The sequence below is a fragment of the Dialister micraerophilus DSM 19965 genome, from assembly GCF_000194985.1.
In the GTDB taxonomy this organism is placed as follows: domain Bacteria; phylum Bacillota; class Negativicutes; order Veillonellales; family Dialisteraceae; genus Dialister; species Dialister micraerophilus.
Genome location: NZ_GL878519.1, coordinates 476,815 through 499,179, shown reverse-complemented (window position 1 = coordinate 499,179; position 22,365 = coordinate 476,815). Strand labels below are relative to the sequence as shown.

19 protein-coding genes are annotated in these 22,365 nt (G+C 38.0%); 13 read left to right on the top strand and 6 right to left on the bottom strand.

Annotation, left to right across the window (positions count from 1 at the left end; genetic code table 11):
* Positions 1 to 48: 48 nt before the first annotated feature.
* Together addA and HMPREF9083_RS02410 are read right to left on the bottom strand one after the other, a co-directional pair.
* Positions 49 to 3,906, bottom strand: coding sequence for a helicase-exonuclease AddAB subunit AddA (gene addA, locus HMPREF9083_RS02415; protein WP_007555796.1), 3,858 nt, complete (start codon positions 3,904 to 3,906; stop codon positions 49 to 51).
* Positions 3,903 to 7,319 (bottom strand): PD-(D/E)XK nuclease family protein, encoded by a 3,417-nt coding sequence (locus HMPREF9083_RS02410; RefSeq protein WP_007555793.1) that lies wholly within the window; start codon positions 7,317 to 7,319, stop codon positions 3,903 to 3,905. The genes addA and HMPREF9083_RS02410 overlap by 4 nt, the downstream gene beginning before the upstream one ends.
* A gap of 286 nt (positions 7,320 to 7,605) precedes the next feature.
* On the opposite strand from HMPREF9083_RS02410, the gene ahpC reads away from it, so the two are divergent.
* On the top strand, positions 7,606 to 8,169 hold the full coding sequence (ahpC, locus tag HMPREF9083_RS02405; RefSeq protein WP_007555792.1) for an alkyl hydroperoxide reductase subunit C: 564 nt from the start codon (positions 7,606 to 7,608) through the stop codon (positions 8,167 to 8,169).
* A 13-nt stretch (positions 8,170 to 8,182) separates the two neighbouring features.
* A complete protein-coding gene (locus HMPREF9083_RS02400) occupies positions 8,183 to 9,802 on the top strand; it encodes an FAD-dependent oxidoreductase (RefSeq protein ID WP_007555791.1) in 1,620 nt (539 codons plus the stop codon).
* A gap of 28 nt (positions 9,803 to 9,830) precedes the next feature.
* On the opposite strand, the gene HMPREF9083_RS02395 is transcribed toward HMPREF9083_RS02400, so the two are convergent.
* The 4 genes from HMPREF9083_RS02395 to HMPREF9083_RS02380 are packed head-to-tail and all read right to left on the bottom strand — an operon-like array spanning position 9,831 to position 12,754.
* Positions 9,831 to 10,676, bottom strand: coding sequence for a cysteine ABC transporter substrate-binding protein (locus tag HMPREF9083_RS02395; RefSeq protein WP_007555790.1), 846 nt, complete (start codon positions 10,674 to 10,676; stop codon positions 9,831 to 9,833).
* A 23-nt stretch (positions 10,677 to 10,699) separates the two neighbouring features.
* Positions 10,700 to 11,437 (bottom strand): amino acid ABC transporter ATP-binding protein, encoded by a 738-nt coding sequence (locus tag HMPREF9083_RS02390; RefSeq protein ID WP_007555789.1) that lies wholly within the window; start codon positions 11,435 to 11,437, stop codon positions 10,700 to 10,702.
* On the bottom strand, positions 11,427 to 12,116 hold the full coding sequence (locus tag HMPREF9083_RS02385; protein ID WP_007555788.1) for an amino acid ABC transporter permease: 690 nt from the start codon (positions 12,114 to 12,116) through the stop codon (positions 11,427 to 11,429). Before HMPREF9083_RS02385 ends, HMPREF9083_RS02390 begins: the two co-directional genes overlap by 11 nt.
* Positions 12,098 to 12,754, bottom strand: a complete 657-nt coding sequence (locus tag HMPREF9083_RS02380) for an amino acid ABC transporter permease (protein WP_007555787.1) — start codon at positions 12,752 to 12,754, stop codon at positions 12,098 to 12,100. Before HMPREF9083_RS02380 ends, HMPREF9083_RS02385 begins: the two co-directional genes overlap by 19 nt.
* Positions 12,755 to 13,113: 359 nt before the next feature.
* Here HMPREF9083_RS02380 and HMPREF9083_RS02375 point away from each other — a divergent pair, with 359 nt between their 5' ends.
* The 11 genes from HMPREF9083_RS02375 (at position 13,114) to HMPREF9083_RS02330 (ending at position 21,948) form a co-directional block, all read left to right on the top strand.
* Entirely contained in the window at positions 13,114 to 13,635 is a 522-nt protein-coding gene (locus HMPREF9083_RS02375; protein ID WP_007555785.1) for a nitroreductase family protein, read from the top strand.
* An 8-nt stretch (positions 13,636 to 13,643) separates the two neighbouring features.
* The gene (gene dusB / locus HMPREF9083_RS02370) at positions 13,644 to 14,627 is read left to right on the top strand and encodes a tRNA dihydrouridine synthase DusB (RefSeq protein ID WP_007555784.1); all 984 of its coding nucleotides are present in this window, start codon (positions 13,644 to 13,646) and stop codon (positions 14,625 to 14,627) included.
* A gap of 170 nt (positions 14,628 to 14,797) precedes the next feature.
* The gene (locus tag HMPREF9083_RS02365; protein ID WP_035062781.1) at positions 14,798 to 15,661 is read left to right on the top strand and encodes a phosphate ABC transporter substrate-binding protein; all 864 of its coding nucleotides are present in this window, start codon (positions 14,798 to 14,800) and stop codon (positions 15,659 to 15,661) included.
* Positions 15,662 to 15,672: 11 nt separating this feature from the next.
* Positions 15,673 to 16,551: a phosphate ABC transporter permease subunit PstC gene (gene pstC / locus HMPREF9083_RS02360; RefSeq protein WP_007555782.1), complete on the top strand. Its 879-nt coding sequence runs from the start codon at positions 15,673 to 15,675 to the stop codon at positions 16,549 to 16,551.
* A complete protein-coding gene (gene pstA, locus HMPREF9083_RS02355) occupies positions 16,551 to 17,480 on the top strand; it encodes a phosphate ABC transporter permease PstA (RefSeq protein ID WP_007555781.1) in 930 nt (309 codons plus the stop codon). Before pstC ends, pstA begins: the two co-directional genes overlap by 1 nt.
* Positions 17,480 to 18,265, top strand: a complete 786-nt coding sequence (gene pstB / locus HMPREF9083_RS02350; protein ID WP_007555780.1) for a phosphate ABC transporter ATP-binding protein PstB — start codon at positions 17,480 to 17,482, stop codon at positions 18,263 to 18,265. Before pstA ends, pstB begins: the two co-directional genes overlap by 1 nt.
* A gap of 35 nt (positions 18,266 to 18,300) precedes the next feature.
* Positions 18,301 to 19,005 (top strand): response regulator transcription factor, encoded by a 705-nt coding sequence (locus HMPREF9083_RS02345; RefSeq protein ID WP_007555779.1) that lies wholly within the window; start codon positions 18,301 to 18,303, stop codon positions 19,003 to 19,005.
* Positions 19,002 to 20,954, top strand: a complete 1,953-nt coding sequence (locus HMPREF9083_RS02340; RefSeq protein WP_007555778.1) for a sensor histidine kinase — start codon at positions 19,002 to 19,004, stop codon at positions 20,952 to 20,954. The genes HMPREF9083_RS02345 and HMPREF9083_RS02340 overlap by 4 nt, the downstream gene beginning before the upstream one ends.
* Before the next feature lie 221 nt (positions 20,955 to 21,175).
* Positions 21,176 to 21,337: a left-handed beta-roll domain-containing protein gene (locus tag HMPREF9083_RS06395; protein ID WP_007555777.1), complete on the top strand. Its 162-nt coding sequence runs from the start codon at positions 21,176 to 21,178 to the stop codon at positions 21,335 to 21,337.
* A 1-nt stretch (position 21,338) separates the two neighbouring features.
* The gene (locus tag HMPREF9083_RS02335; protein ID WP_007555776.1) at positions 21,339 to 21,524 is read left to right on the top strand and encodes a hypothetical protein; all 186 of its coding nucleotides are present in this window, start codon (positions 21,339 to 21,341) and stop codon (positions 21,522 to 21,524) included.
* Between the two features lie 112 nt (positions 21,525 to 21,636).
* Positions 21,637 to 21,948 carry a YadA C-terminal domain-containing protein gene (locus tag HMPREF9083_RS02330; protein WP_007555775.1) on the top strand — a complete coding sequence of 104 codons (312 nt, stop codon included), beginning with the start codon at positions 21,637 to 21,639 and terminating at the stop codon, positions 21,946 to 21,948.
* Positions 21,949 to 22,365 lie beyond the last annotated feature (417 nt).

The following is a 22,365-nucleotide window of genomic DNA, read 5'->3' as shown; positions in this document are numbered from 1 at the left end:
GAATATAACAAAATAAAAAATCCGACATTTTTTTATGTCGGATTTTTATTACTTCATCGGTACTTTTATTGCTTTACCCATTGAGAAGGACCATATGTAGATGTTTTTTATTTCTTTTTTCAGAATTTTGCTTGCTGCGTTTGCGTAGATTTGAAGTTGGGTTTTGTAGTGGTTTATGAGTTTTTCTTCGTTTTTAGTTTTGTCGGTTTTGTAGTCTATGATTGTTATTTTTCCGTCCGTTTCAAACATGCAGTCTATGATACCTTGCATGAATATTTTTTCGCCTTTTTCACAGTTTTTGTAGAAGTCGTCTGCCGGTAGAAGTATTGAGAACGGCATTTCTTTTTTTATTTCGCTTGCGTTTTTGAGTTCACTTCCGAGCGGACTTTTTATGAATGTCATTATTTTTGTTACGGGTGAGTGTTTTCCTTTTTGTGTAAGTATTTCGTATTCTTCGTCCGTTATGGAGTTGTTGTTTTTCAGTTTTGTTATTTCGGTTGTTATTTCGGTTTCATTTTCAAGTTTTTCAAATGGTAAGAGTTCCATTGTTTTGTGCATGAGTGTACCGTAGCTTGTTCCGGTAATCGGTTTGTTTTCTTGCATGAATTCAGGTTCCGCTCTAAATTCCGGCGGGATTTCATTTTCTTTTGGTGTTTCGTTTTCTTCCGTTTCGTCAATTTCCGTTACCAGTACGGTGTCGTTGTCATTTTCTTCCGTCCACCGGTTTTCTTCCAGGTTTTTCATTGCGACCGCTTGTGTGGCTGTAAGTTTTACGGGGGTTTTTGTTGCTTGCGGGTATGGGTATGTCCATGTGAGTTGTCTGTTGAGCCGGTCGGGGACGGTTGTGTCGTTTTCCGGTTTGAAGAATTCGAGTGCGGTCTCTTCCGTATTTTCTTTCGTGTTTTGTTGTTCGTTTGTTTGTGCGTATTTTCTTTTGAGTTCGGGCGGAAGACAGTTTATTGCCGATATGCTTTTCAGTGTGTAGTTTGATTGGTCGGTCGGTGCATCTTTTTGTATTTTGGGTTGCGTGTTTACCATGTTCCACGCTTGGTATAGTGTTTTGTGTCCCATAACTGCAGGCATTATCCAGTCGAGGTAGTTTTTGGCGGTGCTTATTATGTGTGATTCAAGCAGTGCGGGGGATGTGTTGTTTGAGTTTTCGTTTAGTGATATTGTCCATTTTTCAAGATCTTTGAGGAAGTCTTTTGTTGTTCCGGTTATGTAGAGTTTGTCTTTTGCTCGTGTCATTGCAACGTATAGGAGTCTTGCTTCTTCGGCTTTGTTGGAGCGTATTGAGTCTTCTTTTGTTGCGTACCAATACAGCGTGGGCCAGTGTGCGGTGTGTTCTTTGCTGTAGTAGTGAAGTCCCAGTCCCATCGTTTTATGTGTGATGTATGATGGTTTGTAGTCAGTTTCGTTGAATGTTTTGTTGCAGTTTACAAGAAATACTATGGGATATTCGAGACCTTTGCTTTTGTGTATTGTCATTATTTGTACTGCATTTGTTTCCGTTTTTATTGATTTTCCTTCCGGTGTACGGCCTTCTTCGGTGAGTTTTTCGAGCATGTAGAGAAATCTGTATAGTCCGTTTTTTTCTTTTTCGTCAAAGTCGAGTGCAAGTTTGTAGAAGTTTTCTATGTGAGATTTTCTGAATGTTCCTTCTGCAAGTCCGCTTATATATGTCATGTATCCCGTTTCTTCAAGTATGCGTTGAAGGAGTTCGGATATACTGTTGTTTAGCGAGTAGTCTTTCCAATTATTGTATTTTTCGATGAATTTTTTTATTTTTTCAAATGTTTTTTCGCTTACGTATTTTTCGGTAAGCGGTAATGTTTCCCACCATGTTTGTGTTTTCAGTTCGTTTTTTGCGATTGCTATTTTTGCAAATTCCGTTTCGTCCATGTTCGCAAAGTATGAACGCAGCACTGCAACCAGCGGCAAATCTCTGTATGGGTTGTCGATGATTTCGAGTAATGCACGAAGTATTTTCGTTTCTGTCGCATCCAAGAAGTTGTCATCGTTTTGTGTTGCTGCCGGTATGTTGTATTCGTTGAATATTTTCAAAAAGAGTGATGCTTTTTTTGAAAGTGAGCGTGCAAGTATTGCGATGTCTTTGTATTCCGCTTTGCGATACGTACCGTCGGGGTTTGTTACTGTGAGTTCGTTGTTTATTATATTTTTTATTTCTTCTGCGATGTATATTATTTCGGTTTCTCCGTTTTCGATTTGAGATTTGTCCTGATCGCTGATTTTTTCTTCGAGTTCTTTGTTGTTTATTATGTTTATCGAAACGGATCCGTGTTCTTTGTTTCCTATATATGTATCCGGCGGTGTTTCTTGCAGTCTTCCGGCATGCAGCGCTTCATCGTCGTTGTAGCTCAGTTCCAATATTTCAGGGTTCATTATTTGTCTGAATATGTAGTTGATTGACGACAGGAGCGCATGATCGCTTCTGAAGTTTTTGTTCAGTACAATCAGGCGGTTTTTTGCGTTTTCATCTTTTGTGAATGTGGAGTATTTGTCGAGAAATATTGTGTGATCCGCCATTCTGAAACGGTAAATGCTTTGCTTGAGGTCTCCTACCATGAAGAGGTTGCGGCCGTTTGATATGAGTGTTGTTATCAGTTCTTGTATGGAGTTTGTGTCTTGGTATTCGTCTATCATTATTTCTTTGTATTTTTTTTGGAGTTCTTTTGCGGCTTCGGAGAGTTCGATTTCTTGTTTTCCGTTTTCAAGTTTGTGTTTTTTTATGAGTATGTTGAGTGCATAGTGCGTGGTGTCGGAAAATTCCATTGTACTTTCTTTTTGCTTTCTTTTCAGGTATTCATTGTAAAATTCCGTTGTGATTTTTGAGAGTATTTCTATTGTAGGACAGGTTTTTTTCATTTCTTCTATCCAGCGTGTTTCGTCTATCGCAAAGTACATGGCGGCTATTTCCTTTAATTTGTCTTTTATGTTTTTGCGTGTACTTAGTATTGTTGTTTTGTATATTTCAAGTGCTTCGGGGTTTTCCGCTTGAGTTTTCTTTACGGGTTTTAAGCTTCTGAATGTTATCTCATTTATAGTTTCGTGCCATTCTTTCCATGTTTTTGCATTGCAAAGTATGCTTATCGCCGCCAGTTCTTCACTGAGTGTTTCGGTGTAATTCATAAGCGCTTTTTCTTTTTCTATGAGGTTGAACATTATACGGTAATTGTCTTCCCATTCTTTTGCAAGGTTGTGAAGGTGGGTCAATATTATTTTTGTGTACGGAAGTTCGTCTATGTTTGTTGTACTTTCAAGTTTGTATGGAGTTGAAAGTGAATTCAACCATTCTTCGGGAAACGGCATCGAGCATGAGAATGTGTAGAGTTTCAATATTATTTCTTTCAGTTTTGTATCTCTGAATTTTCCGGCGAACATGTCTGCACAGTTCAGAAAGTCTTTGTCGTTTGATGAGTAGTATTTTTCGAGTATTTCCGAGAGTATTTCCTGTTGCATGAGGTAGAGTTCTTTTTGGTTGTTGATTATTGATATGTCCGGCGGAATGTTTATGAGATAGAAGTATTGTCGTACTATACCGAGAAAGAATGAGTCGAGTGTGGAAAATTGCGCTCCCGACATGAGTGCTATTTGTTTATGAAGGTGCATTACCAGTTTTTCGTTATGTTCTTTTGCGGCTTTTGAGAGTGCGTTGTTGAGTGCGATTGTTACACGGGATTTCATTTCCGATGCGGCGGCTTTTGTGAATGTGAGTACGAGAAGGTCGGTTACGTCTGTCGGATCGTCAAGGTCGGTTATTCTTCGTATGATGCGTTCTACGAGTACGGCTGTTTTTCCGCTTCCGGCAGCTGCAGAAAGAAGAAGGTTGCAGTTTCTCGATTTCAGTGCTTCGCTTTGTGACGAGGTCCATTTTTTGTCGCTCATTTGTCATTTCCTTTCTCGTTTAATATTTCTTTTACTTCGTTGTTGTTCAGTTTGTTTACAAAGTTGTACTTGTTTTTGAGTGCGATGTCGAATCGACATATGCTTTTGTACGGGCAATAGTCGCATGCCGTGTGTGTGTCGTAGAGTGTCGGTGAAATACTTATATTTCCTTGTGAAATTTGTTTGTAAAGGTCTATGAGTTTTTGCTCTACGGCTTTTGTAAGGTTTTCCATTTCCTGAGGTGTCAGTGTGTTTTTATTTGCTCTCAGTGTTCCGTTTTTGTTCAGTGTTACGTTTATATGTTTTTTTGTTTTCGAATTTTTATCTTCGATGTATTTATCCAGCTTTGTGAGCAGATTTGCATCCGAAAGGTAAAATCCGTCGCATGCCGATGTTTCTTCTTTTGCGGGTATTCCGTCCGGCGGAACGTTTTTGAAATTTTCCGCATCGTTTGACAGATAGATGTACATGAGTGCTGTCGGAATAATATTTTTTTCGGGATTTTCTTTTATCATTGCCAGCATGTATGTAACAAGTTGGAGTTTTATTCCTGAAATTATGCTTTGCAAGTCTATTGACTGTATGCCCGTTTTATAGTCGCATACCGCAAGTGCGCATTGGGATGTTTCCGTTGTATATGAGTCTATTCTGTCTATTTTTCCACGCAGCGTAAACGTATCTTTGTCATCGGCTTTTATATTTATTTTGAATTCACGTTCCAAGTCCGTCGTTTTGAAATCGCTGTTTTCGCTCCAGTTTTTGAATTGTTTTATTGATTTTTTGAATGTCATGTTCAAAAGTCGATGTGTGTATGCGTTTGTTGCGTCCGCGGTAAGTGTTCCGTGTGCTACAAGCGGTGTAATTATTGAAGAAATTTGATTTGAGAAAGCGTCTATTTCATCATCACTCAGGTCCTTCCATGTTTTGTTCATTGATGATAAAAGATTTCCGAAACGTTTAAGTCCCGAGTGAAGGTAATTTCCGAAGTCGATGTTTTGTATCCGTCCGTCTTGACGGTCGCTCAGTTTCAGTCCTCTGTTGAGGAAATATTTATACGGGCATGAACGATACTCTTCCAATTGTGAAATTGAACCGTAAAATTTTCCGTACGGTTTGAAAAGTTTATTCACTATGTCTTGCGACAGTGTGCTTGCAGTCGAGTTGTATTTAAAACTTTTTTGTTGATCGTAAAAAAGTTCGGCGTATTCATTATGCGATTGTGTCGCCCAATTTTTGAGATAGGTCCAGCAGCTGTTTTTTTCCGGAATTCCTTGCCTTAAAATTTCCGGCAGAAGTGTTATTGCCTGCTTGGGATTTGAGAAGAATGTCATGTCCTTTGTGTCGTAGGTGGGTCTGTCGGCAATTTCCTCTGCGTGTGCGTAGTTCAGAGAAATTATTTTTTTGTAAATGAATGACGGTTCCAAAGGTTTGTTTTCGGAATCCGTTTTCGGATATGAGATATACATGTATTTTTTTGCACGTGTCAATGCAAGGTATGTGTAAAATTGTTCTTCGTATATGTTAAATACAAAGTCGTTTCCGAGTGTAAGTGTATTTTCCTTTGCAAGATGTTTTCTTTCCGCTTCCGTTATGAAGTTTGTGTTTTCAATGTCTTTCGGAAATTCTCCGTTTGCCATTCCGGGGATAAAGACTGCGGCGCTTTCCATGTGATAGCCTCTGCTTATGGAAGTTGCGGTAATGTGGTCCAATGTGTCGGGTATGGTTGCAAATGACAAGTTGAAAAGTCCGCTTTTCAAAACGTTCATGAAATATTCTTCGGGAAGTGTGTCTTCTCCTGCGATATTTACAAGTTCGTCCAAAAGCGAGATGAATTTTTTCCACGCCTGAATGTGTGGCTTTTTTCGTGTTTTTTCAAATTCGATTTTGTCACGTTCGGAAAGTATTTGAGGTATATTTTGAGAAACGAGCCATTCGTAAAGTATGCGGCAACGTTCTTTTACCGAGGTGTTGGTGTTCCATTCTTTTTCAAGATTTCCGAGCGTTTCGAGAAGTTTTTTTCTGCAGCTGTTTGCTTCTTCGTTTTCAGATTTTTCAATTTCGGAAAGTTCGTTTTCCGGATTGTCTATGTCTTTTACCGTTCGATAATTCCATTCTTTATCCCATTGGAAAAATCTTATTCCGTTTTTGATTATGTAATTTTCAAGTTTATTTACTTTTTCCGGCGGGAAATTTTTCAAAAGTCCGGTTTTTAGTATCGGAAATAAAATATGTCTTGAGTATCCGGAATTTTTTCTGTTTGCCTGTGCGGTGAGAAATTCCAGAAGTCCCGTTACCGATACTATAAGCGGATGATTGTTCATTGTATCTTTTTTGTTTATGAAAACGGGTAATTCATATTTTTTGAATATTCTTTCGATTAAGTCCGTATACAATTCGGGGTTTCTCAAAAGTACGGTTATATCTCTGTAGCGCAATTTTTTATCACGTACGAGTGTGAGTATTTTTCTTGCGATAAAATCTATCTCGACAGATCTGTCTGCTGCCGATGACGGATATATTCCGCCGTCGGTTTCTTCTTTTTCACGACATTCGTAAGGTGTCGTTTCAAATCCGTGTTTTACCAGCGAGCGTATGCGACTTGATTGAAATCTATGCAGTGTTGTAAGTATTGTCGCATCCGATGCTTTTTCATTTTCTGAAAGTATTCTCCATGTTTCCGAAGGTTTCATGAAAAGAGGATTTTGCATTGCCTGCTCGGTAGATTCAAACGGGAGTGTAATTGTCACTTTTTTTGCATTTTTTACAAGTGCCGAAATTATTTTCATTTCTTGAAGTGTAAATCCGTGGTATCCGTCTATCCATATTGCAGATTTTTTTATAGAGTCCGATTTAGATATTTCAGTTGCAAGCAAATCAAAAATTTCACCGTTGTAAGAAAAACGGTTTGTGAGATATTCATGATATTTTTTGAAAAGAAGGTGCAAATCGCCGAGTTTTTTTCCCAAGTGAGAGCCTTTTTCTTTTTTTGCCGCATTTTCGAGCATTTCTTCAGTTATGAGGGAACTGTTGAATTGATGAAAAATATCTTTTAAAGATTTTATAAATTTAGGTTGAGATGACATTTGAGAAAGTACGGAAAGATTATTTTTCTCTTCACTCAATATAAGACTTAAAACGAGGTCTTGTCCCAATTTTGAAATTGCATCGTGTTTACGTGTTTTCACTTCACGAAAAATTTTGTATGCAAGTCGTGAAAATCCCGTAACCGTTACATTTGTAAATCCGCCTTCGGGAAATGTTTGTGCAAGAATGTATTCGGTTGTGTATGTGCTTTGATCGGGTACGATAAAGTACGCACTTGAATCTTTGTTTTGTGTGTATTCGAATATTTCTTTGCAGCAGCGTGCGGTTTTGCCCGAGCCTGAAAGTCCGAAAATGAATTTTAGTGACATAAAATCTCCTCTATAAAAAATATTTCATTAATTTATATTATAAATGAGATACAAAAAAGTTGCACCGAAATGCAACTGCAAGTCCGATATGTTTGGAGCAAAAATTTGAAATGAAAGGGGAGTTCGTACTTGGAATTTTAAACTTTTGAGTTTGTCGTTTTCGCTTTTGCATTGAAGTCGGATTTGAATTTATATTGAATTGACTTTTTTAGATATGCTTGCTATAATAAAGACGCTAAAACGAAAAAAATAAATATAGATTTATTTAACATAGGAGGAATTAATTATGTCAATGGCAGGAAAGAGCATTGCGGAATTTAAGGTAAATGCGTATCAGACAGGTGAATTCAAGGTTGTAACGGACAAGGATTTGCAGGGTAAGTGGAGTGTACTTTTCTTTTATCCGGCAGATTTCACATTTGTATGTCCGACAGAATTGGAAGATTTACAGAACAAGTATGACGAGTTCAAGAAAATGGGTTGTGAAATTTATTCAGTTTCTTGTGACAGTGAATATGTTCACAAGGCTTGGCATGAAAATTCCGACAGAATAGGCAAGGTTGAATACACAATGCTTGCAGATCCCAACGGAAATTTGGCAAAGAGTTTCGATATTTACGTGGAAAGTGACGGAATGGCGGAACGTGGTACATTTGTAATCAATCCGGAAGGCAAAGTCGTATTGTATGAAGTAAGTGCGGATAATATCGGACGTAATGCCGATGAACTTCTTCGTAAGGTACAGGCGGCACAGTTCGTTTACGAACACGGTGATGAAGTTTGTCCGGCAAAGTGGGAACCCGGTGATGATACTTTGAAACCTTCCTTTGATTTGTCCGGTAAACTTTAAAAGGTACTTGTGAATGGAAAAGTTATATGATGCAATAATAGTCGGTGGAGGGCCTGCGGGGCTTTCTGCCGCCATTTATATGGCGAGAGCGCAGTTCAAGGTACTTGTTGTCGAAAAGGAAACCATAGGCGGACAAATTACGATTACTTCGGACATAGTAAATTATCCGGGAGTTGTAAAAACGGACGGTTCGACTCTTACAAAACAGATGAAAGTTCAGGCTGAAAATTTCGGTGCGGAATTTTTAATTTCAAAAGTAAACAAGCTTGAGCTTGAGGGTGATTACAAAGTTGTACATACCGATGTGGGAAGTTTCAAAGCTTTGAGTGTCATATATGCAGCAGGTGCTCATCCCAAGAGAGCGGAGTTTGAAGGTGAAGATGAATTCCGCGGTCATGGTGTGGCTTACTGTGCGACATGTGACGGAGAATTTTTTACCGACAAGGATATATTTGTAATCGGTGGAGGATTTTCCGCCGTAGAAGAAGCATTGTTTTTGACACGTTATGCAAAAAGCATTACCGTGGTAGTTCGCAGAGATAAATTCTCGATTTCATCTGCGGAAGTTGAAGAATTGATAAATCATCCCAAAGTTACCGTAATGTACAATACTCGACTCAAATCGGTTCAGGGAGATAATTCAATTCGTAAAGTTGTATTGAAAAACAATGTAACCGAAAAAGAAACCGCATATAAATCATTCGACAAAGACTTTTTCGGAGTATTCGTATTCATCGGATATGAACCGGAAAATTCACTCGTAAAAGATTTACTGGAATTGAATGCACAGGGCTACGTGGTAACTGATCGCAATCAAGAAACGAATATAAAAGGTGTGTATGCCGCTGGAGATATTTGTATAAAGAATTTAAGACAGGTTGTTACCGCCGTATCCGACGGTGCAATTGCTGCGACAAGTGCCGAAAAATATTTGGGCATTCAGTATCGCAAACTGAATTTGGAGAGAACTTTCGTAAAGCCGAAAACTCAAAATGTTGAAGAGAAAAATGTACTGAAAGCATCTTCAAATGCCTTTTTGGATGATAATATGCGTAAAGCACTTGTGCCGGTATTTGATAAATTTGAAAATCAAATTGTACTTCGTGTATATACCGATGACAGCAAGGTTTCGAGAGAAAACACAAAAATTGTAAATGAAATAACATCTCTTTGCGAAAAGATAAAATCCGAATTTGTTCCGGTATCACAAGAAAGCGAAAGATACATGATTTCCATATGTAGTAAAGACGGTGCGGACAGAGGATTGAGATTTCACGGTATACCCGGCGGACACGAATTCAATTCATTTGTACTTGCAATGTACAATGTGGCAGGTCCGGGACAAAATATAGGTGAAGAAGCAAGTAAACGTATTGCGAATATAAAGAAATCGGTGAAAATACAGATTGCAGTTTCACTTTCATGTACGATGTGTCCTGACTTGGTAGCTGCCGCTCAGCGTATAGCTTCCGAAAATACGAATGTAACTGTTGACGTGCATGATTTGCAGTACTATCCGCAAATGCGTGAAAAGTACAATATAATGAGTGTACCTTGTATGATAATAAACGGAGAAGAAATACATTTCGGAAAGAAAAATTTATCTCAGATATTGGATATACTCGGTGTATAAAAAAAGGCGACTGAAGTCGCCTTTTTTATTACAATTTTCCGCCTTCGATTACAAGATCGTCGGGATTTACGGAGCTTCCGTAAACCGGAGCAAGTGTTTCCTCATAATCTTTGTGGAAGAAATTTTCCTTTGCCGATTCTTTTATTTCATTATTTATATAATCGAGAAGCTCTTTATTGCCTTTCTGCACCGCAGGTGCAATTACTTCATCTTTTCCCAAATGTGTAATACCCACTTTGTATTCGGGGTTTTTCATGGCCCATGCAAGCACTTCGGTGTTGTCGGTAGAAAATGCATCGCCCCTTTTATCGAGCAAAGCACTGTAAGTTTCGGCATATTGATCGAATTTGAGTAATTCTATTTCAGGATGATTTTCAGTGAAATAAGTTTCCGCAGTCGTTCCTTTTGCGACAATCAATTTTTTGCCTTTCAACTGCTCGACAGATGTGATGTTTTGATTTTTTGGTGAAACCACACCTATTGCGACTTTCATGTACGGAAGTGCGAAGTCCACTTGCTCGGCACGCTCCTTTGTCACAGTGAAATTTGCAAGAATTATATCTACCTTTCCTGTTTTTGCATATTCGGTACGGTTTGCCGGTTCAAGAGAAATGTACTTGGGCTTTACTCCCAAATCTTTTGCAAGACGTTCTGCAAAATAAATATCATATCCTCGGTAATTACCGTTTTTATCTATATATCCGAACGGAGCTTTGTCGCTGAAAACACCTATTATCAATTCTCCGCTCTTTTTAATTTCTGCGATGGAGCGATAAGGTTTCGATTCCGTTTCCGAATTTGATGCGCAGCCTGAGGCAAAAGTCAATGCCAAAATTGAAACGATTGCCATTAAAAACGTTGTAAATTTTTTCATAGTGAACTCCTCTTTGTATAAATTCAAAAACCGGATGTGAGAAATTGTTTTGTACGTTCCTTATCGGGGTGATTGAAAATTTTATCCGGTGTACCTTCCTCGGAAATCAGACCTTTATCGAAAAACAGTATTCGGTCTGCAACCGCTTTTGCAAAAGACAATTCGTGAGTAACTATAATCATTGTCATTCCGCTTTTTGCAAGTTCAGTTACAAACTGTAAAACTTCACTTACGGTTTCCGGATCGAGAGAAGCGGTAATTTCATCCATAAGTACCAACTTGGGATTCATAATCAATGCACGAATAATTGCAATTCGCTGCTTTTGTCCACCGGACAATTGAGAAGGCCATGCATCGGCTTTATCCGAAAGGTGTACACGCTCCAACAATTCAAGAGCTTGACGTTTTACTTCTTTTTTATCTCTTTTTTGCACTTCCACCGGAGCAAGCATAATATTTTGTAAAACTTTCATATGATTGAACAAGTCATAACTTTGGAAAATCATTCCGATACGTTGACGTACATATTTACCTGAAATAGAACCGTCTGAAATACATTCGTCATAAAGGTATATAGAACCGTCATCTATAGATTCAAGTCCGTTTATACAACGCAGGAAAGTGGATTTTCCGCAACCGGAAGGACCTATTACAGCGATTACTTCACCTTCTTTTACATCAAGAGAAATATTTTTTAAAACGGTATTTTCGCCGAAATTCTTTTTTAAATTTTTTATTGAAAGCAATATTTTATTTTGCATATCTGCCGCTCCGTTTCTTTTCCAAATAAGAAGATAATTTTGAAAGAGGCCAACAAGAGAAGAAATAAAGGAAAAATATCAAACCGTACATGGGAAGTGCCGCATCGGGTGCAGTGTAGCGATTTGCTTCTATAAGCTGCTGTCCCGTTTTGAGAACTTCCACAACTCCGATCATAACTACAAGCGAAGTTGTCTTTATAATTCGTGTAAACAAGTTTATTGCGGGAGGAAGAAGAAATCCGACAGCTTGAGGAATAATTATGAAACGATACATTTGAAATTTTGAAAAACCGAGAGCTGCCGCACTTTCATATTGATTTTCAGGTATCGACTCTACTGCCGAACGTACAAGGTCGCCCATCTCCGCCGTGCCCCATAAAATGAAAACTGTCAATGAAGCGATGAAGCCCGAAATGTGTATATTAAATGCTTTTGCAATTCCGAAATATGCGATAAAAAGAAGTACAAGCTGCGGCATTATACGCATGAACTCGAGATAGAATTTCGAAAGCAATTGTATAAACGGATTTTTCAAAGTCATTATCAATCCGACAAAAAGTCCCAATATACAAGAGCCTGCTACCGAAAGCAATGAAATCGTCAAAGTAGTTCCCAACCCTTGAAGCAATCTCAAACCGTTCACACCTTCAAACAGAAAATTTAATTCCGATAAACCCATAGCGTCTTCCTTTCCAATAAATAAGCGATTATAGAAACGGGCAATAAAATAATTAAGTATGCAATAACGAGCATGAATAAAGTTTCATCGGTCTTGTAATAAAGACCTATTAAATCTTTTGCCACATACATAAGATCGGGAATTGCACAAACACTGAAAACCGAAGTTTCTTTTATAAGAAAAATTATGTTTGCACAAACGGAAGGAATAGAAACCGAAACCGCTTGAGGAATAATAACGAAACGGAAAATTTGATACTCACCCATTCCCAATGCCGCCGCAGATTCGATTTGAGATTTTGCAACAGATTCCAATCCGCTTCGAAACGTTTCCGCCATGTAACTTGCTCCCAAAAATACAAGCCCCGAAAGTGCGCAATTTTCACCGGAAATATGTATTCCCGCTTTAGGAAGACCGAAGTAGAGAAAAAATAATTGCACGAGCAGAGGAGTATTTCTCGAAAGTTCTATGTAAAATTTGCATATTTGTGAAATTATCGGAACTTTTTTGTAGCGTATTACACTTATAAAAAGTCCGAATAAAAGAGAAAGCACAATTCCGAAAAAAGCAATTCTCAACGTCGTCAAACCTGCATCGACAAACAAGTGAAGATATTTGAAAATATAAACAGTATCCATTTTATTTTCCTTTTCAAACGACAAAAAAAGACGGGAAGTGTATTCCCGCCTTTGATGACAAATATGCAAAAATATCGTTACAAAATTGTACCTATTCGATCGACAGGAGCACACGCAAAAGAAACATGGCAGCAACAAACCATGCAGGTACAACAACAGCAAATTGTAATTGTATTCCATGTGTTTCTCATGATGTGTTCCTCCTTTATAAATTTTTAACATGATAGCATGTAAAATAATCAATGTCAACAAAATTGATGAAAATGTTTGTTGTCAAAGGTGTAAAACGCTTGCTTGTTACTTGTAAAAAAACGTGACATAATAAAAAGCATGAGAAAATTTTGAAAAGGCGGGGTATAATGGAATTTGAAAAAGTTTTGGAAAACAGAAAAACCGTAAGAGAATATACAAACGAAAAAATACCTTCAAGTATGGTAGATGAACTTTTAAATGCGGCGATACGTGTACCCGTAGGAATGCACAATGACGAGGGGTATGCAATTGTTTCAATAAGTGATGAAAAAATTTTAAAAAGTATAACTGAAGAAAGTATAAAATCGGGAGCGAAAAAAGATCCTTTATATGGAGTTCCGCTTGTAATTATTGCTTGCAAAACCGAAAAAGCGATAGAAAATCTGGTTGACTTCGATTGCGGAATAATTGTCGAAAATATACACTTGAAAGCGACCGAATTGGGATTGAGTTCGGTAATACTCAGAGGTTTTGTCGGACATTTGGGAGAAAAAGCGCAATATTTGAAATTATTCGGATTGGGTAATGATATAAAGCCCGTTATTGCGATAGGCATAGGATATGCAAAAAAATCCGACAGCGTAAAGCCGTCAAAAAGAAATTTTAAAATAATTCGTGTGGAGGGATAAATACAGATATGAAAAAACCGGTAATAGGATCGGTGAAGTTGGACGGATGGGCGGTATTGGCGCCTATGGCAGGAGTAAGTGACCTTGCATACAGAGTTATCGCAAGAAAACACGGTGCAGCCATGACGACTGCCGAAATGGTAAGTTCACGAGGACTTTATTATAAAAATGAAAAAACCGAAGAAATGCTGAAAATAGCACCTGACGAACATCCGGTAGCGTTGCAGCTTTTCGGAAATCAAGCGGAAATAATGGCATTGGCGGCAAAAGAAGTTGAAGAGGCCGGTGCGGATGTAATAGATATAAATATGGGATGTCCGATGCAAAAAGTTGTAAAAAACGGTGACGGATGCTCGATGATGAAAGATATAGACAATTCCGCAAAAGTAGTCGAAGCAATGGTAAAAGCCGTAAAAGTTCCCGTTACCGTAAAAATGCGTATAGGTTGGGACAGAGAAAATTTGAACTCCCCTGAGCTTGCAAAAGCCGTAGAAGCCGCAGGTGCCGCAGCAATTACCGTACACGGAAGAACAAGAGAAGAAATGTACAGCGGGAAAGCGGACCTCGATGCAATAAGAAAAGTTGTTGAAACGGTAAAAATTCCCGTATTCGGAAACGGTGATATAGTGGACGGACCGAGTGCAAAAAGAATGATGGAAGAAACAGGTTGCGTAGGAGTGGCGATAGGAAGAGCCGCATGGGGAAACCCGTGGATATTCAATGCGGTAAATACATATCTTGAAAGCGGAGAAACGGTAGAAGAACCGTCTTGGGAAATGAGACTTTCAATGGCGAGAACTCACCTTGGAAATTTGGTAAAAGAAAAAGGTGAATATACGGCAATCAGAGAAATGCGTGCACATGCAAGTCACTACTTTTACGGACTTCCGAAAGCGACCGCACTCAGAAGAGAAATAATGAAATGCGAAAGCGAAGGAACATTCAATCAAGTAGTGGACTTGTACGAAGAAGAATTGGGACTTTCAGAATAAAAAACATGAAAATGTATTGCAAAAAAAGCGATACATTTTTTTATTTTACAAAAAAATTACAAAAAACATTTTATTATACAAAAACTATACAAAAGATATGCGAGTATTTTACATTCTCTTTTTATAATGAAATCAGAATAATGAAATTGGAAAATGAAAGGAGAAAGTATATGAAATTAAGAAAATGGTTGGTAGCAGGTGTTGCGGCATTAGGAATATCCGTATTGTTGGCAGGTTGCGGAAGCGGTGAAAGCCAGCATAAAGGTAGTACCGTTACGGGATCGGGGTCATCGGCATTATTGCCGCTCGCAAAAAAAGCGGCCTCCGCATTTAAAGAAAAAAATCCGGATGTATCAATCATACTTAATGCAGGCGGATCCGGCGTAGGTTTGAAACAAGTATCCGAAGGCAGTGTAGATATCGGAAATTCGGACGTAGATGCCTCAATGAAACTTCCTTCCGAAAAAGCGAAAGAATTACAAGATCATAAAGTTTGCATAGTAACGGTAGCGGCAGTGGTAAATAAAGATATTTATCAAGACGTGAAAAATATAACAAAAGAACAATTAAGAGATATTTTCACCTCAAAAATAAAAAACTGGAAAGAAGTCGGAGGACCGGACGAAGAAATCGTATTGATAACAAGACCGAAAACCTCAGGCACAAGAATGCTTTTTACAAAGTATGCACTTGACGGCATGGATGAAACTGCAAATGCAACTTTGGAAACTGACGACAACGGAACATTAATCGAAAATGTATCGCAGACAAAAGGAGCGATAGGATATGTTGCATTGCCGTATGTAAGAAACAGTAAATTTGTAAATGTCCTTGCAATTGACGGAGTAGAACCGACAGTTGAAAACACATATAACGGAAAATATCCTGTATGGGGATACGAACATATGTATACAAAAGGTGAAGCAAAAGGTGCCGTAAAAAACTATATCGACTTCTTTACATCTGAAGAATTCGGAAAAATAATTGAAGAACTCGGATACGGAATTACAAGCAAAATGCAAGTTTCACGCTGATTTGGTGACATATGCTCAAACGTGAATATTTAGGAAAATATATATCGGCAGTATCGGCATCGGTACTGCTGATATTGACAATTGCGGTAGCCGCAAGTCTTTTGTGGAACGGAACTCGGCTTTTTACATATTTCAATCATACAATCGGAGAATTTATTTTTTCATCGGCATGGAATCCTTCCGATACGGAATTGGGTGGAGGAAAAGTCGGAGCAAGCGTATTCATAATAGGATCCGTTGCAGTATGTCTTGCATCCGTCCTTATGGTTGCACCGTTTTCGATAGCAACTGCACTATACATATCGGTAATGGATAAAAAGAACGGAGAAAAATATATAAAACCGATGATAGGGATTTTCGCCGGAATACCCTCCGTTGTATATGGCTGGACCGCACTTACGGTACTTGTTCCGTTTATACGGGATATATTCAATCTTCCGACGGGACAAACCGTACTTGCTGCATCAATCGTACTTGCGATGATGATTTTTCCTACAGTGACAGCCGTTATTGCCGATGCATTCAAAAATGTACCTCCGAAATATATTGAAGGCGCCTACGGACTTGGAGCCACACGTTGGCAAATGATTTACAGCATATTGATACCCTCGGCATCATCCGGTATAGTGACAGGATTTGTTTTAGGACTTACAAGAGCATTCGGAGAAGCACTTGCCGTATCTATGGTAATAGGAAAAATGAGAATAATACCGGACTCGATTTTATCACCGGCGGTAAACCTTACAACGGCAATTGCATCCGACATGGGAGGGGCTACGGCAGGAGGAGAACTCAGCTATGCGCTATGGTCCATGGCGTTACTCTTATTTTTCATATCTATGTTCTTCGTAATAGTCATTCATATGCTTCACCGAAAGGACAACAAGTGATGGAAGAAACAATCGAAATTTACAAAATCGTTCATAGTGAAAAAATAAAAATCGGAAATATAAAAAGAAACAGAATTACGAATCGTGTTGCAACTTCGATTATAAAAATATTCACAGGAATAACAGTTGTCGTATTTGCATTATTTCTTGCAAACGTACTCTATAACGGAATAAAAGTATTTTCACCCGAAATACTGTCATTTACGGAAAAAGGTATAGGAAATCAACTGTTCAATACAATATACCTTCTCGTGCTTTCACTTTTCGTATCTGTTCCGATAGGAATTTTTTCGGGAATATACATGTCCGAATACGTTACATCCGGAAAAATTTCAAGCATCTTGAAAATGGCGGTAGAAACACTATCGTCATTACCGTCAATAGTTGTCGGACTCTTCGGATACTTTGCATTTGTAACGTACGTAGGAACTCAATGGAACTTACTGTCGGGAGCATTGACGGTCTCGATATTTACGATACCGCTCATCACCGCAACCACATATGACGCATGCAAAGAAGTACCCGACAACTACAAACAAGGAAGTTTTGCACTCGGAGCGACACGCTTCGAAACGATAAGAAAAGTAATATTGCCGGCAGCATCAACGAGAATAATGACAGGCGTCATTCTCGCATCCGGAAGAGTATTCGGAGAAGCTGCGGCACTTTTGTATACCGCAGGAATGAGTACCGATTTCAGTTGGAAAGTTTGGAACATTGCATCATCGCAATGTCCGCTTAATCCTTTAAGACCCGGAGAAACATTGGCACTTCAAGTATGGGCATCGAGAATGGACGGAATAGGCAGCGGAGCATATGATACCGCATCTGCAGCATCTGCAATATTGGTAATAATGACAATTGTATTCTGTTTAAGCGCAAACTATATAAGTAAGTACTTTTCAAGAAAAAGCGAAGGAAGTAAATAATGGAAAAACACACAAAAGAAAATGAAAATTCACAAAACATATCCTTTCAAATAAAAAACTTGTACTTGTACTACGGAAAAACGCAAGCACTTAAAAATATTTCAACAAATATAGAAAAAAATAAAATAACGGCACTCATCGGACCTTCAGGCTGCGGAAAATCCACATTTCTGCGGACATTGAACAGAATGAACGACTTTATAGAAAATTGCAGAGTTGAAGGAAAAATTTTATATAGAGGAAAAGATATTTACAACGAAACGGATCCCATATCGCTCAGAAGAGAAGTCGGAATGGTATTTCAACAACCGAACCCCTTTGCGAAAAGTATCTACGACAATATAGCATATGGAGTAAGACTCAAAGGAATTACGAAAAAAGACGAACTTGACGAAATCGTGGAAAAAAGTTTGAAACAAGCTGCGATATGGAACGAAGTAAAAGACAGACTGAAAAAATCCGCACTCGGACTGTCCGGCGGTCAACAACAAAGACTGTGCATTGCAAGAGCGCTTGCAATGGAACCTGAAATACTGCTTATGGACGAATCCACGGCATCATTGGATCCGGTATCATCGGCGGCGATAGAAGAACTCACTATGAAATTGAAAGAAAAATACACGATAATTATGGTAACGCACAATATGCAGCAAGCACGAAGAATATCTGACAAGACCGCATTTTTCTATCTCGGAGAACTTATAGAATACGGAAAAACCGAAAAAATATTTACAACTCCGAAAAATGAACGTACATACAGATATATTTCGGGACAATTCGGATAGATATGATACAATAAATAAAAAAGAAAGGAACAAATATGGCACTTATTTATTGCGTAGAAGATGATTCCGGAATACGTGAACTCGTTATGTATGCACTGAAAGGTCAAAAATTTGATGTAAAAGGCTTTGCCGGAGCGGAAAAATTTTACAAAGAATTGGAAAATAAAATACCGGATTTAATATTGCTGGATATAATGTTACCCGGTGAAGACGGATTATGCGTATTGAAAAAACTGAGAAATACAAATGAATACTCCACAATTCCAATTGTCATGATGACGGCAAAAACGAGCGAATATGACATAGTAAAAGGCCTCGACTCGGGCGCCGACGATTATATAACGAAACCCTTCGGAATAATGGAACTGATTTCACGTGTGAAATCTCTTTTACGTAGAAGTAATTATGGGAAAAATACTTCAAAAGAAGAGCCGAAAATATTAAAATATAAAAACACAATAATAGATGAAGCAAAGCACGTTGTAACCGAAAACGGAAAAGAAGTCTTTTTGACGTTGAAAGAATTCAAACTGCTTCAATACCTGGTGATAAACAAAGGAATAGTTCTCTCACGAGATCGCATTATGGAAGCTGTATGGGACTCACCGATAGAAATAGAAAGCAGAACGGTAGACATGCACATAAAAGGTTTGCGTAAAAAAATCAAAGATTGTGATAAATACATAAATACCGTGCGAGGTATAGGATACCGATTGGAACACGAAAAGGAAGATAAATGAGAAATAAAATATTCAACAGTCTTCTGATAACGGGAATAACGACCGCAATAATAGTATTTATAGTTTTGGGCGTATTCTATTATCAAGGAATGCAGGAAAGAAGAACGGAAGAATTAATAAATTTGAACAAGGTAGTATCTTCCGTAATTACAACTGAAGACGAAAGCAACAGTAAAAAATATCTCGAAGAATTTTCAAATGCGAGACATGAAAAAATACATATAGCATGGTTCGATCAAAAAGGAATAATTTACTACGACAACGAAGACGACAACGATGCCGATTATTATCTAGGAAGTCCCGAAGTAAACGAAGCGATTAAAACCGGCAGCGGATACAATGTACACAAAGACAAAAACGACATGCCGAAAATCTACATTGCACAAAAAATTGAAGACGGTACAATTTTGAGATTTTCACTTGAACGAAACCTGCCGATAAATATTTTTTCAAATTTTTCACCGGAAATATTCATTTTCATAATAGTATTTTTGTTTGCAAGTGTAATGCTTGCAAAATACAGAACGGACAGAATTCTAAGTCCCCTGCAATCACTCGGCGATATGGTGCAACGAATAATGTCGGGAGAAAACATAAAAGAACTTCCCGTAAATTACTCGGAATTTCAACCCTTATATAAAAGGGTTGCCGAACAAAGAAATCAAATAGAAAAATACCTCGAAGACATGGAAGAAGATCGTAACAATATACGTATAGTAATGAATACGATTTATGACGGAATTATTCTTTTGAACGACAAAAAAGAAATAATCGACTATAACCGAAGAGCGGAAAAAATATTTAACCCGTCGGAAGACAAAAGATTTCGAAAAATATCCTCGATGTACTGCGATCATGATTGGCTCAGAGCCGTAGACCGGGCATATCGTGACGCAAACAGACAAAAATACACAATGACAATAGCGGATAAACCCTTCAAAGTCATAATGACACGTACAATACTTCCGGAAGAACAACACGGAGTATTAATAGTACTGCGAGACATGACGGCGGAACATATTGCCGAAAAAATGCGCAGAGAATTTTCGGCAAACGTATCACATGAACTGAAAACACCGCTCACCACAATAAGCGGATTTGCCGAAATGATAGCAAAAGGAATGTGCAAAGACACCGAAGACATAAAAAATTTCAGCAACAAAATACACCAAGAATCAAGACGCATGTTAAGCCTTATAGACACAATAATGCACCTGTCCAAAATAGAAGAAAAAGAAACGACAATTTCATGGAAACTCGTTTCGGTAGACAGCGTATTGAAATACGTGGCGGACCTTATAACCTCACAAGCCACAAAAAAAGATTTGAAAATAAACCTGGACATCGAACCGGTATACATGTACGGAAATGCGGCACTTTTATCCGAACTTTTCATGAACCTGTTGGATAATGCGGTAAAATACAACGTAGAAGGCGGAAATATAACGGTACATATAAAACGTGTGAAAGAAAAATTAATGAAAATAACAATATCCGACACAGGCGTAGGAATACCGGAAGAAAAACAAAATCGTGTATTCGAAAGATTTTTCCGTGTGGAAGAAAGTCGAAACAAAGCGACCGGCGGAAGCGGACTGGGACTTTCAATATGCAAACACATAATAGAAAGACACAACGGAAAAATAGAAATAAGCAGCATTGAGGGAAAAGGAACAACTGTAACGGCTGAACTTCCATGCCTGAGCGATGAAGAAATACTTCGTGAAAATGCAACCGAAATTACGGCACAACAAGAAGTGGAAGAAGTTGAATCCGGAGAATTGGCGGCAATGGAAGCGGTAGAAGACAAAGAAATCGAAAAAGAAATAAAAGAAAATAAAGAAATTTTGCAAGTAAGACGAAAATATAAAAAAGATGAAAAAGCACAAATGAGAAAAGAAAAACGTAAAAAGGAAAAAAAGAAGAAAAAGAACAAAGGAAAAGAATAAAAACAAAACACCCTGTAAATGAATACCCTCATTATCGGCGAACCGGTAATGAGGGTATATTTAAAGACTGTATATACAAATACAAGTAAAACACGGAATAATCGGAAACAGGAATACAAAATCTGTAATATTATCTCAAAACACATTGCATTATTGGTGCAATGTGTTTTATTTCGGACGTCATATTGATAAAAGCTGAAAATTATTAATAAGAATCATTTATGAAAGGAAAGTACTCGTCGGCATTAGGGTTTGGTGCGAGTGCCATCGGTGAAGGTTCCGTTGCACTGGGAGCAGGATTCGTAGCAAAAGATTCAAATGAGTTTTCAGTAGGAAGAGATAAAATAGACGAAAAATGGTGCTATATACAGACGAGTAACTAATGTGGCAAACGGAGTAAATGATAATGATGCGGTTAACATGGCACAACTTAACGCACGTACCGCAGTGCCGCTGACGGTTTTCAATGGCGGTGAATATTCGAATAAAATTTATAAACCTGCAGTTGGAGATAATACGTGGAGTGCAACACGCATTGTTTTCGGTGACGGATTAAAGCGGAAAAAGTAAAAGACGAAAAAATAATGAATACACGAGATTAACTCTTGATAAAGGATCACTTAAAAATGATAATGCATTTAAAGGACCTAAGGGTGATTCAGGGAATGCGGTAAACCTTGACTTGGTAGAAGATAAAATAAAGCAGGGAGTTTCTTCTATAAGCAACAGAGTGAACGGAGTAGGAGTAGCGGCACTTGCGGCACTTCATTCTCTTGATTACAGTCCGGAAAATAAATTAGATTTTGCAGTGGGATTTGGAAATTATAAAGGAACAAGTGCGGTAGCGATTGGTGCATACTATAGACTGAATGAAAACGCTATGATATCTTTTGGCGGTACAATGGACGGAGAAGATCATATTTTCAATGCCGATATTTCATGGAAACTCGGAAAAACTACACCGAAAGAAAATCGTCAAACTCAACTTCAATAAGAAGTAGACACATTGAAGGAAAAGAACGGAGTAATGGAAAAGACGATACAAGAACAAAATGAAAAAATAAAGGAATTGGAAGTTCTTGTAAGAAGTTTTATACATAAATAACTCTACATAAGAGGGGAGATGAAAATCTTTCCTTTTTCTATTTACAAATAATAAATTTAATAAGACGGAGTTTGTTTCAATCGTGTAATTGATTTTATAAAAGAAAATATCTCGCATCTTAAATTTTAAGGACGTATTTTATTTGATATTTTTTTGAAATAATACTTGACGAAGACTTTTTCTTGTGATAATATTATCAACATCGTCAATGAAATGATGATGCAGGACAGTCTTGAAAAAGAATATCCTGAACACCTGTTGACAATTTGTTTAACTGGTGGTATAATGATTGAGTCGCATGAATAG